A 13,590-nucleotide genomic window follows, 5' to 3' on the forward strand; every position below is an offset into this window, starting at 1 on the left:
GTCTCCATGAGACCGCCCCCGCACGATCGAAGTCCCGCTACACTCCCGCCACCCGGCGGAAAGACCTGGTCAGGCAGCGAAATCCTGCTGGAGTATTAGCCGCACGCCACGTACAGGGCAAGATCGTCACCGACCTCCGGCTAGGAGACGACGTCCGGCCACAGGTCGGTGCGGTGATCCCCGACGAGAGCGCCGATTCGGGCGAGGACGTCGGCGACCGGTTGCGGGTCGAGTCGGCGTCCGTCGCGCAAGCGCAGTGCCACGCTGTCGTCGGCGGCCTCCTTGGCACCGATGACGGCCTGGTAGGGGACCAGGCGGGCCTCCCGGACGCGGGCGCCCAGAGTGCCGCGGTCCGGTCCCGCGATCTGGGCCCGCAGCCCCAGACCGGCGCAGCGCCGGGCCAGGGTGACGGCGTTGGGGAGTTCGTCGTCCGAGATCGGGAGGATGATCACCTGGGTCGGGGCGAGCCAGGCGGGAAAGGCGCCCTGGTGCTGTTCGATGAGATGGGCGACCGCACGTTCCACGCTGCCGATGATGCTGCGGTGGACCATGACCGGGCGGTGTCGGGCACCGTCCGCGCCGATGTAGTGCAGGTCGAACCGCTCGGGCTGGTGGAAGTCGACCTGGACGGTGGAGAGGGTGGACTCCCGGCCGGCGCTGTCGGTGACCTGGACGTCGATCTTGGGGCCGTAGAACGCGGCCTCGCCCTCGGCCGCCTCGTAGGGCAGCCCGCAGCGGTCGAGGGCGTCGGTCAGCAGGGCGGTGGCCCGCCGCCATTTCTCCGGCGCGGCCACGTACTTGCCGCCGGGGCCCGGGAGGGAGAGCCGGTGGCGTGCCGGGGCGATGCCGAGTGCGTCGTAGGCCCGGCGGATCATCTCCAGTGCGGCCCGCGCCTCCTCGGCGACTTGGTCGAGGGTGCAGAAGATGTGCGCGTCATTGAGCTGGATGGCCCGCACTCGGGTCAGCCCGCCGAGTACACCGGAGAGCTCCGAACGGTACATGCCGCCCAACTCGGCGATGCGCAACGGGAGTTCACGGTAGCTGTGGGAACGGGAGCGGTAGATCACCGCGTGGTGAGGGCACAGACTCGGCCGCAGGACGACCTGCTCACCGCCGAGGTCCATCGGCGGGAACATGTCGTCGCTGTAGTGCGCCCAGTGCCCCGAGATCTCGTACAGCTCCCGCTTGCCGAGGACGGGTGAGTACACGTGCTGGTAGCCGGCCCGCCGCTCGGCACCACGGATGTACTCCTCCAGGGTGTGCCGCACGGCCGCGCCGTCGGGAAGCCAGTACGGCAGCCCCGCACCGATCAGCGGATCGGTGTCGAACAGGCCGAGTTCACGGCCGAGCCTGCGATGGTCCTGCGAGGTGGTCATCTTGCTCTCCCTGCTGAGTGCGGAGCGAGTGACCGGACCTACGCCGAAGCCCCGGGGCACTCGCCCCGGGGCTTCGGATCAGGTCGTCTGTCAGCGCGCCGGGACACTCTCCGGCGTCGTCGTCATGGCAGCGCGCTTCATGCCGCAGACGCTAGCAGGGCGCCGTGACGCTCACACGGTGATTTTCCCCGCGGGGCCGAGTCCGGTTCCGGGTCTGGTCCTCGTCCTGGGGCCTGTCGGCTCAGCTCTCGGCGACGCGGATGATCGTCTTGCCGTGAACGCGCTTGCCGGGAACGAACGCGGAACCCGCCTCGGCGAGCGGGCGGACGGCGCCGACGATCGGCTTGAGCCGGCCGTCCCGCACCCGCTGCGCGAGGTCGGCGAGGCGGGTCCGGTCCGGCTCGACGACGAAGAAGACGCCGAGTCCACCGCGGGGGTGGACGGTGACCGGTTCGGCGATGGTGACCAGGGTGCCACCCGGGCGGACGAGGGCGGCCGAGCGTTCGAGGATCTCGCCGCCGATCACGTCGAGCACGACGTCCACCTCGCCGACCTCCTCCAGCTTCTCGGCATCGAGGTCGACGAACCCGTCCGCACCCAGGTCGCGGGCGGTCTGACGGTCGTCCGCCCGCCCGGTGCCGATCACCCGCGCGCCGGCCTCGCGCGCCATCTGGACGGCGAGGGAACCGACGCCGCCCGCCGCACCATGGATGAGCACCGTCTGCCCGGTGGTCAGGTGCCCATGGTCGAACAGCGCCTGCCAGGCGGTGAGCCCGGAGATCGGCAGGGCGGCGGCCGTGATGTGGTCGACGTCGGCCGGGAGCGGGGCGAGATTGCGCGCCTCGACAGCCGTGTACTGGGCCAGTGAGCCGTTGCGAGCCCAGTCGGTCAGACCGAAGACGCGTTGGCCGATGGTCAGGCCGGTGGTGCCGTAGCCGAGCGCGGTGACCACGCCGGAAAGTTCGTGCCCGGGCACGCTCGGGGCGCGGTCGTGACCTGCCCGATCCGTCCACGTGCTGGGCCAGTCAGCTCACCGGGAGTGAACCCGGCGGCGTGGACCTCGACGATCACGTCGTTCTCGGCGGCGTGCGGAGGGGCCACCTCGGAGAGGGTCAGGCCACCGACACCGGCGTCACGTTCCTGGACGGTGATGGCTTGCATGAGGGGTCCTCGGAGTCAGGAGGGACATCAGGGAGCGGACATCGCGCCTGATGACGCGAGCGTTCCCGCGGGAAGCGGGTCGCCCGCCGCGACCGCTCCCGGCACCCGTCCTCCCCGTTATCGCACACGGCGGGGCATACGGCACGACTGACAGGCGCCCGGTGCGGTCACGTCCGCGACCCTAGGGCCGGGGCGGCCCAAAAATGTGGGCCATTGATGCTCGCTCTCACTGGTCCATTTGCGGGTCGCCGAGGGCGAGGGCGAGGACGCGATGGGGGTGGCTTGCCCGCGTCACCGACGTACATCACGCTGAGTATCGAACACGAACACGAACACGAGGACGAGGACGACCGGCGAGGACGGATCGCGCACCGATGAGTTTCCCGCGCCGCGCGGGTCTCCATGACAGACATCGACGGAGGGAAAGCTGCGCCATGCGGAAACTCATCTACGGCATGAACGTGTCCCTGGACGGCTACATCGCCGCGGCAGGTGACGACATCGGCTGGAGCGGTCCGCCGAGCGAGGAGCTGTTCCAGTGGTGGCTCGACCTCGAGCAGGCCTGTGATCTGGCACTGTACGGACGCAAGCTGTGGGAGACGATGAGTTCGTACTGGCCCACCGGCGACCAGCAGCCCGGCGCCTCCCCGGCGGAGATGGAGTTCGCGCGGGCCTGGCGGGACACGCCGAAGGTGGTGTTCTCCTCGACGATCGACAAGGTCGACTGGAACGCCCGCCTGGTCACCGGCGACGCGGTCGCCGAGATCACGCGGCTCAAGGCCGGGGAGGGCGGCCCGATGCACATCGGCGGCGCGACACTCGCCGCGGCGGCCGTGCGCGCCGGACTGGTCGACGAGTACGTGGTCGCGACCCATCCGGTCATGGTGGGCGGCGGTACACCGTTCTTCACCGCGCTCGACAGCTGGGTGAACCTGAACACGCTGGACACGCGGACGTTTCCCGGCGGCGTGGTCATGACCCGGTACGAGACGAGGCGTTGAGCGGCAAAGCACGAGAAGATGCCCTGAACACGCGCTCACGCGTGCCCGGTTGATGAGACGGGGGTACCTCGGCGCATCGACCCCGGCCTAACGTCCGGTACATGACCGACACCGCGTACGAACTCGCCCAGGTGAACATCGCCCGACTCAAAGCCCCCTTGGACACTCCCTTGTTGAAGGGCTTCGTCGACAACCTGGACCCGGTCAACGCCGACGCCGACGCCGCCGACGGATTCGTGTGGCGGCTGCAGAGTGAGGAGGGCGACGCGACGGCCATCCCCGTCTTCGGCGACCCATGGCTGATCATCAACATGTCGGTGTGGCGGGACACCGACACGCTGACCGCGTTCATGTACCAGGGCCGCCACCGGGAGATGCTCAGCCGTCGGCGCGAGTGGTTCGAGCGCGTCCAGGAGGCGATGACCACGCTGTGGTGGGTGCCGGAGGGCCACCGTCCGACCGTTGCCGAAGCGGAGTCGCGTCTGCTGCACCTGCGCACCCACGGTCCGACCCCGTACGCCTTCACTCTGCGCACGTCGTTCCCGCCCGGCGGCGCCGCCCCCCTTCTTGGCGAAGTACCGGAAGGGCTCGGCTGCTCGGCGCTCTAGTGTTCGGTTGTCCGGCTGGAAAACGGCCCTGAAGTCACGTCCGTGAAATTGCCGCCCGAGCAAGGACGTTGACCACGTCATGACTCAAAGGCCAGCACCTCGCCCCCTGTCCGACGAAGCCCTCTCCCGCCTGCTCGGCAAGCAGCAGTTCGGCACGCTCGCCACCGTCAAGCGCAGTGGCCACCCCCACCTGACCACCATGCTGTACAGCTGGGATGCCGAAGCCCGGACGGTGCGGTTCTCGACGACGGCGGACCGGGTCAAGGTCGCGCACCTACGGCGCAACCCGCGTGCGGCGCTTCATGTGCAGGGCGGCGACGTGTGGTCGTTCGCCGTCGCCGAGGGCGAGGCCGAGGTCTCCGAGAGCACGGCCGCGGCCGGTGACGCCGTCGGGCGGGAACTCCTGGCGATGATCCCGCCTGCGGCGAAGCCGGAGGACGAAGCCGCGTTCCTGGAGCAGTTGGTCGCAGAGCGCCGCATGGTCATCCGGTTGAAGGTGGACCGCCTGTACGGCACTGCGCTCGATATCGACGACTAGCTGTCCGAGCGGTCATGTGCGAAGCCAGTTGGCGACGGGGGCGGTGACGGCGGCGGCGGTTCGCAAACAGATGGAGAGGCGCTTGTCCGACCTGGATCAGGAGAGGATCATGATCGCGTGCCGCCGCGAGAGAGCCTCAACGAGTTGCTGGTCCGCGCTGGGCTCATCGTGCTCGCGGAAGTGCGCCCCGGCAGCCTGTTCCCGCCCGAGCCCGGCTGGCGCGTCGCCCGGGGCATCGCGGCGCCGGACGACGCGGCCCGGGAGGCGCCCGACGACACATGGTGGGACCGCCCCGCCGATGGTGACGGCGAGTTCCTGGTGGCCGTCCGTGGACATCGGATCGGCGGCAAGGACGCCAGGTGGACCCGGGTCCGCTCGGCCGGTGACGTCCCGGGACTTTCGGGCGGCCCCGGCTTCGTGGCCCTGTCCCTGAACGGGCAGGTGCTGCTCGCGGAAGTACCCGGAGCGGACGGGCCCCGGATCACAGCGCTCGACCGGCTGCCCGAGCGGTTGGAGGAGACCGCCGAGGCCGCCGGGGAGCGAGACCGAGGCCGAACGCGACGAGGTGTGGGCGGCGGTACCCGGAAAACCGGCACGGCCCGCCCACTGGGCCGAAGGGGTCGGGCTCAACCCTGCCGCGCCGGACGCGTTGCTGATCGAGCTGCTGGATCTGGCGCCGGGCTTCCTGCACAGCTGCGACCGGCCCGCCGTCCTGGACGCCGCGCTGGCCCAACCCCGATCCGGAGGTACGCGGTGGCACCGCCGACACGTTCCGGCCGAAGCTGACGTCGGAGCAGTGGGTACGCCGGCTCCGCGCCGAACCGTCGCCGAGCCGGTGCGTGCTCTGGGCCACCCGCGCCTGCGCCCGAGGTGTGCGTCTCCCTGAGGACCTGTACGACGTCCTCCTCACCGGTCCCTGCCGCGCCGAGGCCGCCGAACTCCCGGGTGTCCCCGCGCACCGCCTGCCGGCCCTCGCGGCCGACGCCGACCCCGGCGTACGCGCGGCTGCCTGTGGCCGGTGGGACGATCTTGCCGCTCCTGTCCGGGAGCGGCTGCTGACCGATCCCGACGGCACGGTCCGCGCGACCGCGGTGCTGGCCCACCACATCACCGTGCCAATGCCGCGCGAGGTCTTGACCTCGCTGCCCGAAGCCCGGCGCGCGCTCGGACAGTGCCGCCTGGCGCCCGGACTGGAGGCGGATCTGGTCCGGGACAGGGACACGGGAGTTCGTCGGGCGCTGGCCGCGAACCCAAGGCTCAGCCCGTGGGGTGTCGCCGTCCTGGCGGGTGACGCCTGCGATGACCTCCGCTGGTGGGGGCAGTGCGCCCCGACCTGACCGAGGAGCAGAGGGCGGCGGGGCACCATGACTTCGACCTGACGTCGATGTCGTCCGTTCTGCTCTGGGTGGAGAGTCTGCACGGGGATGCCGACGCGATGCGTCGCCTGGCCGCCTCGTCCCATCCGCTCGTCCGCCGCAGCGTGGCGCGTGCCCAGCACCTTCCGCCGGATGTGGTGGAGCGTCTGGCCGGGACGAGGACCGCCTGGTCCAGTTGTTCCTCGCCGAATCCTGCGACGACGCGCCAGCCGAGATGCTGCTGGAGGTCTGGCGCTGGTGGGACGGCAGTTTCAGCCACCCTGGCCGCCCCCACGACTACTTGAACTTTCCCCGCACCGGCCTGCTGCGTCACGCCGACGATCCCGACGGGCGGATGCGCCGGCTGGCCTTGGACGATCCGCGGTCCACCGCCGCCGACGTCGTACGACTCTCCCGCGATCCCGAAGCCGAGGTAAGGCTCCGAGCCGCCGTGGACCCCAGACTGGCACCGGCCGACGCCGTAAGGCTGCTGAGCGACCCGAAGGACTACGTCCGCGCGGCCGCGATCCGCAGCCCGCGGCTTCCGGCCCGCGTCCTGTCCCGGCTGCTGCACGACCGCGACACCGCCTACGAGGCGGCCACCAACCCGGCGATCCCGGTCCCGGTCCTCTACCGCCTCCTGGCCGCGGCGGCCGGCCGGGGGTCGGTCACCTCGCGTGAGCAGGAGGTGGACCGGCTGCTGGGCCTCGGTGCCACCCTTGTCGCTGGTCTCCGCAACTCCGACGGCTCGGACTGGGCCGTTCTCGCGGACCCGAACACTCACAACTAGCAGTTCTGAGGATACCCCCAGCTCGGCGGGTGCGTGGCGGCTTCGCCCAACCCGTCAACTCGCGTGCGGCAACGGCTAGCTGGCGCCGTCCGCGACGAACGACCCGATGCCGTTCTCAGTGCGGATGAGCCCGCGCTCACGTAGGTCGGAAAGCGCCTTCCGCGCGGTCACCTGGGCCACGCCGAACTCAGCGCACAACGCCAGGATGCCGGGCAGCTTCGAGCCCGCCGGGTACACGTCAGCGTCAATACGCCGCTCAATCTCAGCGCTGATCTGTACCCACTTTGCGCGGGTCGGGTCTAGCTCCACAAGATCAATGTTCCGCGCCGCGGCAAAGTACGGCTAGGGATAGCGAGCTATAGCAAGCTCGCGTAACCTGGGTGGCCCGGCAATCCCGCCGGAAACGAAAGCGCCCCAGGGCGACCGGGCAAGGGTCGACACCTGGGGCTGAGCCGACTGACTAGGAGTCGACCTAATGCGGAACCTTATCGCTGCGCTCATTGCGTGGCTCCTGCCCGCCCAGGGGAAGCGTCGCGCTACGCCTGCCCCCGCCGTCCGCCGTGTTCCCCGCCCATTGCCGACGCACAGGGCGTCCCGTCCGCTTCGCGGTGAGCCCGAAGTGATCGACGCTGACCGGCTTCCCCTCGTGCGCCCGTTCGTCATCGCTCACGAACGGCAGCGCGAAAGGGAACGGCAGGTCGAACGGCGCACAGCGGCAGCACTCGCAACGTTCGGCATTGACTACCCGTACGGTCCCCAGGGGCGTGCCGCATGAACGAAGGATTTCGCCCACTGGGGTACGACGCTGTAACCGGTAAGACGGCATACGCGCGCACGGAGCCGGGCGGTTTCCTTGACGCCATGGCGGACGTGACGGCTCTGGAGACTGCCGCCGTGTGGCACACGCTTGCCGGAACCATGATCGGAGGTGCCCAACTCAGCGCAGATGAAGCCAACTTCGTGTTGGCGCGAGTAGTGGAAGCGCTGGGCGAAGTGCTGCCCATTGCCGTGCGTGCTGTGGGCGATGGCGGCACGGTTGCCCGGTACGCCAAAGCGGGCAGAGACATCGGAGCGGGCATGCGAGCCATGAAGCCGTAAGGCGGCTCCGCCAACGACAGAGAAGCCCCCAGGCGCTCAGGAGTCATCCCGAGCACGCTGGGGGCTTCTTCGTTGGCGTGCGTTGCTCTTAGCAGATATGCGGAACCTCCCTGACCTGGGCTTTCGTTGCCACTGGGGCCACTCCTCAGAAGGTGATCTAAGGAGTGTTCGGAGACCCCGAGGGCAACGAGTTCTGCGTGCTGCGCGGCGAGTCCGACCGGGTCGCGACGACGTCCTGACCACTCACCATGCGGTACGGGCCGGGTGTGGTGTGGGGGCCGCAGTGCCTCCGGCGCGTCACGGGCGCAGGAGCGTGTTTCCCGGGGGTATCGGTCTGCCCGTCATAACAAATCCGGAATGTCAGCCTATTAGGATGCAAACCCTGGTGGTGGTGATCAGTCTGTGACAGGGGTTCGTATGCACGGCACGCGACGGTCGATCCGTGACCAGGGTCAGGACCTGGGCCGGAGCCGGTGGTGAGATGGCCGGCCCGACGGAGCGGCGTCGACGGCACCAGCCGCCGTGCAGCGCCGCAGGACGGTGCGAGCCCACGGGTGCCCACGCCGTCCGCCTGGATGCGCTGGCTACCGGCGTTGTACGTGGCCGGTGTGCTGGCGCTCGAGCCGATCACGCCGGTGCAGTGGCCGGTGAGCTTCCTGCTCATCGCGCTTCCGGTGGTCGCCGCCTACGCGCACGGCCCTGCCGCCGTCCTGGCCGTCACGGTCTTCGCCGTCGTACTGGAGGGCGTGCTGGCCGGTACGCCGTGCTGCGCCGGACGCATGGTGGGCTATCTCTGGAACCGCAACTATGTCGGCGCCTACGTCTGCACCGCTCTCCTTGGCGTACTCGGCGCCATTCTGGCCTCCCACCGCATGCGCCGTGAGCGCACGCTCGCGACCCTGCGCTCGGTGGCCGAGACGGCGCAGCGTGTGCTGTTGCGCCCCGTGCCCCGCCGGCTGGGCCGGGTCTCGATAGAGGCGCTCTACCTCTCCGCCGCGGCAGAGGCACGGATCGGCGGTGACCTGTACGAGGCGGTCGCCACCGCGCACGGAGTCCGTTTCCTCATCGGCGACGCACGGGGCAAGGGGCTGCGGGCGGTGGAGACGGCCGCGACGATGCTGAGCGCCTTCCGTGAGGCCGCCTACGAAGAGCCCGACCTGGTCGGTGTGGCGCGCCGCGTCGAGCGGAGCATCAGCCGCAGGGCGGCGCAGTTGCCGGGCAGTGACATGGCGGAGCGCTTCGTCACGGCGGTGTTCGCGGAGGTACCCGATGACGAGCCTGTGGTCCGCCTCGTCAACTGCGGCCACCCGCCCCCTCTTCGGCTGCACCCCGACGGCGTCACCGAACTGCATCCGTCCGATCCGGGGCTGCCCCTGAACCTGGGCGTTCTGCTGGGCGTCGACTATTGCCTGGACGTGATGCCGTTCCGCCCCGGCGACCTGCTGCTGCTCTACACCGACGGCGTGACCGAGACCCGCGACACCCACGGTTCCTTCTATCCGCTGCACGAGCGCATCCGGCCGTGGGTCGCCCTGTCTCCTCTTGACCTGCTGAGCCGTCTCCACCAGGACCTGGTCACCTTCTCCGACGGCCACCTCGACGACGACATCGCCGCCCTGGCCGCGTACCGCCTGTCCGACGACCCCCTCGGCCAGGGCTGACCGGTTCTGTCAGACGTGCCGGGCCGGGTTTTCATGGAGCCGGGGGAGACGAAGATCCCGCTCCACGGCACGACGGCGCGCCGGGACGGCTACCTCCACGTCCAGCGGAGCCCGAGCCGATGCTCGACTGGTTCGTGACGTACCGGCGCCGACCCCGAGCCTGCGTACGCGTTTCCGCTGTCCCTATGGGCGGTCAACGCCCGCCCGTCCAGGGGTGGATGGCAGGATCGGACCCATGCCCAGTCGACGCACCACGCTCCGAGAATCGTCCGCACAGCACGAACTGGCGCCCGCGCGAATTGCGTTCGCGCGTGGGCGGTGACGGCATGGAGACGGTGGTCGGTGCCGTGTGCACGCTGCTGGGCGTGGCCGCCGGTGCCCTGGGCGCCTTGGCGGCCGCCCGGATCCAGTTGCGCGGCGCGATCGCGCAGGCCGACGCGGTCCTGGCGCAGGCGGACACGACCTACCGGGCGGCGCTGGACCAGGCGTACGCGGCACAGCGCGCCGCCCACGAACAGTGGCGCCGGGAGATCAGGCGCGACGCCTACGCCGGGTTCGTCACGGCGCTCGACGAGGTACAGGAGTTGACGGCGCGGCCGGAACTCCTCGACGCCGGTCACGAGGAGGCGTCAGGCGGTCTACCGACGGCGTCGCGTGCGGTGACGGCGGCCTTCGCGGTCGTGGAACTGGAGGGCCCAGCGTCGCTCACCGTACTGGCGCGGACTGCGCAGCAACGCTGTCTGACGGCTGCTGAACACGCCCTGCGGCTGGCGCCGCGGGCGACCGCCATGCGACTGCTGAGCAGCACGGCCGGTGGCGCGACGGCGGCCGGCTCCGACGGCGGTTCGCCGTCCGCCCTGGCCCGCACCGCACATCAAGCGCTCACCCAGCTGCGTGAGGCGGCGTATCGCCTCGAGCAGGGTCAGATCCGCCGGGACGCCTACGATGCCGCGCACCAGCGTGCGACCGAGGCCCTGGACGGGTGCGGCCTGTTCACGGCAGCCCAGACGCGCGCCCTGCTGAGCGACCCGTCGTGGGAGGCGGCCCTGCGGATGGGGAGCGAGCACGCCGACGCCCTGACCCGGTTCGAGGCGGCGCGCGGTGATTTCGTGTCGGCGGCCCGTGCCCTGCTCGCCCCCGAGGGAGACAACGACACCGACCACTGAAGCGACCTGGCGGCCGCGTGATCCCGCTGTGGCGGGGTGTCATGCGGCGCCACGAAAACCTTTTGGCGCGCCATCACCGGTGCTGCTAGGTTCGCCGAGGCCGTGCGAGAGAGCGAGGAGGTGGTACCCGTGAACGTATCGACGTGGGTGCTCTCCTCGGGGGTCACGGTCGGGCGATAGGTCGTCCGGGAGCGCCGTTCGAGCGCACTCCCGAAAGGCACGGCCATGACCCTTCGCTTCCTTTCCGAACGGCACCTCGACGACGGCGTCGTCGAACGCTCGTTCACCTTGGGCGAGATTCCCGGAATCCTCTGGACCCCCGCATCCGCCTCTGCGTCCGCATCCGCATCCGCATCCGCGCCGGTGCCGCTGATCCTGCTCGGCCACCCCCCGCTCGGACTGGACACGATGTACCCGCGGCTGGTGGTGCGAGCCCGGCACGCCGCAGCCGACGGCTTCGCCGCGGCCACCATCGAGCTTCCCGGCAGCGGTGACAGGCCCCGTTGGGGCACCGTCGAGGGCGCCCGCTCCGAGCTGCGTCGGGTCAAGGTGGCCGGCGAGCCGGTCAGCGACGAGATCATCGACGCCCTGATCCTCCCGCTCGTCGACACATCGGTCCCGGAGTGGCAGTCCGCACTGGACGCCCTCTTGGCACTGCCCGAGATCGAGGGCCCCGTCGGGTACTCGGGAGGGATCATCTCCATCGGCGTTCGCCTCGCGGCGGTCGACCCCCGTATCTCGGCCGCCGTTCTCTTCGCCGGCAGCTTCGTGCCACGCGCCGTCTTCGAGGAGGCGCGCCGGGTCACCGTTCCGCTGCACGTCCTGCTGCAGTGGGACGACGAAGGAAACGACCGGCAGGCGTCTTTGGACCTGTTCGACACCTTCGCCTCCAAGGAGAAGACGCTGCACGCCACCATGGGTGGACACACCGGCGTCCCCGAGTTCGCGGGAGACGCGGCGGCCCGGTTCTTCACCCGGCACCTGAGGTGACTCCGGGCCGCCGACTCCCCGGCGGCCCGTAGGGGGCAGCAGCCGCCATGCTGCCGACGACACGAGGAACCCGCTCGGGGGCGGAGGGGAGAAGAGAACAGGCCGCGGGGTGCACCCATGCGCCGGTCTCATGGAGCGAACGGCCGCTTGGGCCCCGGAGGCCGGGCGGCCATCATGGGGCCCATGCACCGGCCGCCGCTCCGTCCTCACGCCCCCGAGTGGTTCACGGCCGACGGGTCGACCCTGAACGTGGCGCTCGTCTATCCGATGCAGGGGCCCGCCGGCATCTTCGGGCCCACCTGCGAGGCATGCGCGCGGCTGGCCACCGAGGAGGTCAACCGGGCGGGGGGTGTGCTCGGCAAGGAGCTGCGGCTGCTGGAGATCGACGGCGGTGCGCATCCCCGGCGGGTCGCGGACGAGGTGGAGGCCCTGGTGGCGACGGGCGCGGTGCAGGGGGTCACCGGCTGGCACATCTCCTCGGTACGGCAAGCTGTCGCTCCACGCATCGCGCACCGGGTGCCGTACGTCTACACCGCCCTCTACGAGGGCGGCGAGCGTACCGACGGCGTCTTCCTGACCAGTGAGACGCCCGCGTGGCAACTCCTGCCCGCGATACGGCTGCTCGCCGAGGAGCGGGGTGTGCGCCGCTGGTTCGTCGTCGGCAACGACTACGTCTGGCCCCGGCGCACAGCCCGCGCCGCCCGTCACTATGCCCGCGCGAGCCAGGGGCGGATCTGCGGCGAGGCATATCTGCCGCTGGGCACCGAGGACTTCACCGGCCTTCTGCGGCGCGTCGAGCGAGCGGACGCCGACGGGGTGCTGATGCTTCTGGTGGGCAGCGACGCGGTCCGCTTCAACCGGGCCTTCGCCGCCGCCGGACTCGACCAGCGCTGCCTGCGACTGAGCACGCTCATGGACGAGAACATGCTGCTGGCAAGCGGACCCGAGGCGGCCGTCGACCTCTACAGCACGGCCGGCTATTTCGCCTCACTGGCCGACCGCAACACGCTGGACTTCCACGGCCGCTACGCCGGGCGTTTCGGAGTGGAGGCACCGGTGCCCGGCAGCCTCGGCGAGTCCTGCTACGAGGGCGTACTGCTGCTCGCGGCGCTCATCGAACGGGCCCGCACCCTGGACGTGTCCGCCATCGGCGCGGCCGCCGAGAACGTGGCCTACGAAGGTCCGCGCGGCCTGCTCAGCCTGGACGGACGGCATGTGCGCCAGCGCATCTACCTGGCGCAGGCGGACGGCCTCGACTTCACCGTTCTCGCCCAGCTCCGCCCTCCGCACGAGCTGTTGTGAGCGGGCCTCTTCCCTCCAGTGCGTCGGCGAGCCGATCGAGCAGGATCTTCAGTTCCTCCTCCTCGCCCTCCCCGCCCAGGGGGTCCGCTGCGTCCCAGTCGGCCCGGATCGCACGCGAGATCTGCTGCCGGCGCTGCCTCCCGCGCGGAGTGAGCTGGGCCAGTACCCGACGCCGGTCGGCGGGGTCGATCCGGCGGAACACCAGGTTCTGGTCGACGAGTTGGTCCATCAGCTTGGTCAGGGTCGGCGCCGGCAGGAAGGCGTGGTCGGCGAGGGCCGTCATGCTGTGCCCCTCGCCGTCGGAGAGCACGTCGAGCACCCGCCACGCCTCGACGGAGCAGTCGAACTCGTCGAGCACGGACCGGACCCGCCCCACCGCAAGGCGCTCGGCCCGCGTCAGCAGGTGAAGCAGTTCCTGGGGCCGCCGGGTCCGCCTCGCCATCGCACTCCTCAGCATGCGTCCGGGGGTACGCCCCCGCCGTGGGGACGGGACGAGCGTACCTCTCAACGTCTCAACGATTACAGGGGATTGCCGCAATCTGAT

General features: G+C 70.5%; 14 protein-coding genes and 1 pseudogene. 10 read left to right on the plus strand and 5 right to left on the minus strand.

What is annotated here, in order from left to right:
* Positions 1-140 precede the first annotated feature (140 nt).
* Positions 141-1,376 (minus strand): threonine--tRNA ligase, encoded by a 1,236-nt coding sequence (gene thrS / locus ACFRAC_RS27055; RefSeq protein ID WP_382931282.1) that lies wholly within the window; start codon positions 1,374-1,376, stop codon positions 141-143.
* 241 nt (positions 1,377-1,617) lie between these two features.
* Positions 1,618-2,537 (minus strand): annotated as a pseudogene (locus tag ACFRAC_RS27060) (NADP-dependent oxidoreductase).
* A gap of 434 nt (positions 2,538-2,971) precedes the next feature.
* Between ACFRAC_RS27060 and ACFRAC_RS27065 the strand changes: the two are divergent.
* The 3 genes from ACFRAC_RS27065 to ACFRAC_RS27075 all read left to right on the plus strand — a co-directional run bounded on the left by ACFRAC_RS27065 (position 2,972) and on the right by ACFRAC_RS27075 (position 4,684).
* Entirely contained in the window at positions 2,972-3,538 is a 567-nt protein-coding gene (locus ACFRAC_RS27065; protein ID WP_382931288.1) for a dihydrofolate reductase family protein, read from the plus strand.
* A gap of 101 nt (positions 3,539-3,639) precedes the next feature.
* Positions 3,640-4,146, plus strand: coding sequence for a DUF3291 domain-containing protein (locus tag ACFRAC_RS27070; RefSeq protein ID WP_382931294.1), 507 nt, complete (start codon positions 3,640-3,642; stop codon positions 4,144-4,146).
* A 79-nt stretch (positions 4,147-4,225) separates the two neighbouring features.
* A complete protein-coding gene (locus tag ACFRAC_RS27075; RefSeq protein WP_382931298.1) occupies positions 4,226-4,684 on the plus strand; it encodes a pyridoxamine 5'-phosphate oxidase family protein in 459 nt (152 codons plus the stop codon).
* A 96-nt stretch (positions 4,685-4,780) separates the two neighbouring features.
* On the opposite strand, the gene ACFRAC_RS27080 is transcribed toward ACFRAC_RS27075, so the two are convergent.
* On the minus strand, positions 4,781-5,020 hold the full coding sequence (locus tag ACFRAC_RS27080) for a hypothetical protein (protein ID WP_382931303.1): 240 nt from the start codon (positions 5,018-5,020) through the stop codon (positions 4,781-4,783).
* A 536-nt stretch (positions 5,021-5,556) separates the two neighbouring features.
* Between ACFRAC_RS27080 and ACFRAC_RS27085 the strand changes: the two genes are divergently transcribed.
* The gene (locus ACFRAC_RS27085) at positions 5,557-6,021 is read left to right on the plus strand and encodes a hypothetical protein (protein ID WP_382931306.1); all 465 of its coding nucleotides are present in this window, start codon (positions 5,557-5,559) and stop codon (positions 6,019-6,021) included.
* Positions 6,022-6,526: 505 nt separating this feature from the next.
* Positions 6,527-6,829 carry a hypothetical protein gene (locus tag ACFRAC_RS27090; RefSeq protein ID WP_382931910.1) on the plus strand — a complete coding sequence of 101 codons (303 nt, stop codon included), beginning with the start codon at positions 6,527-6,529 and terminating at the stop codon, positions 6,827-6,829.
* A gap of 75 nt (positions 6,830-6,904) precedes the next feature.
* On the opposite strand, the gene ACFRAC_RS27095 is transcribed toward ACFRAC_RS27090, so the two are convergent.
* Positions 6,905-7,138 carry a GntR family transcriptional regulator gene (locus ACFRAC_RS27095; RefSeq protein WP_382931322.1) on the minus strand — a complete coding sequence of 78 codons (234 nt, stop codon included), beginning with the start codon at positions 7,136-7,138 and terminating at the stop codon, positions 6,905-6,907.
* 462 nt (positions 7,139-7,600) lie between these two features.
* Between ACFRAC_RS27095 and ACFRAC_RS27100 the strand changes: the two genes are divergently transcribed.
* The 5 genes from ACFRAC_RS27100 (at position 7,601) to ACFRAC_RS27120 (ending at position 13,046) form a co-directional block, all read left to right on the plus strand.
* Entirely contained in the window at positions 7,601-7,927 is a 327-nt protein-coding gene (locus ACFRAC_RS27100; protein WP_382931335.1) for a hypothetical protein, read from the plus strand.
* 554 nt (positions 7,928-8,481) lie between these two features.
* Positions 8,482-9,588: a PP2C family protein-serine/threonine phosphatase gene (locus tag ACFRAC_RS27105; RefSeq protein ID WP_382931343.1), complete on the plus strand. Its 1,107-nt coding sequence runs from the start codon at positions 8,482-8,484 to the stop codon at positions 9,586-9,588.
* A 326-nt stretch (positions 9,589-9,914) separates the two neighbouring features.
* Positions 9,915-10,754, plus strand: coding sequence for a hypothetical protein (locus ACFRAC_RS27110; protein WP_382931349.1), 840 nt, complete (start codon positions 9,915-9,917; stop codon positions 10,752-10,754).
* A gap of 225 nt (positions 10,755-10,979) precedes the next feature.
* Positions 10,980-11,744 carry an alpha/beta hydrolase gene (locus tag ACFRAC_RS27115; RefSeq protein ID WP_382931353.1) on the plus strand — a complete coding sequence of 255 codons (765 nt, stop codon included), beginning with the start codon at positions 10,980-10,982 and terminating at the stop codon, positions 11,742-11,744.
* Between the two features lie 183 nt (positions 11,745-11,927).
* Entirely contained in the window at positions 11,928-13,046 is a 1,119-nt protein-coding gene (locus ACFRAC_RS27120; protein ID WP_382931356.1) for a substrate-binding domain-containing protein, read from the plus strand.
* Here ACFRAC_RS27120 and ACFRAC_RS27125 read toward each other — a convergent pair.
* Complete coding sequence (locus ACFRAC_RS27125) at positions 13,003-13,488, minus strand: MarR family winged helix-turn-helix transcriptional regulator (RefSeq protein WP_382931365.1); 486 nt, start codon at positions 13,486-13,488, stop codon at positions 13,003-13,005. The two genes, ACFRAC_RS27120 and ACFRAC_RS27125, sit on opposite strands and share 44 nt — an antisense overlap.
* Positions 13,489-13,590: the final 102 nt, after the last annotated feature.

The sequence above is a fragment of the Streptomyces sp. NPDC056628 genome, from assembly GCF_042792555.1.
Taxonomy (GTDB): domain Bacteria; phylum Actinomycetota; class Actinomycetes; order Streptomycetales; family Streptomycetaceae; genus Streptomyces.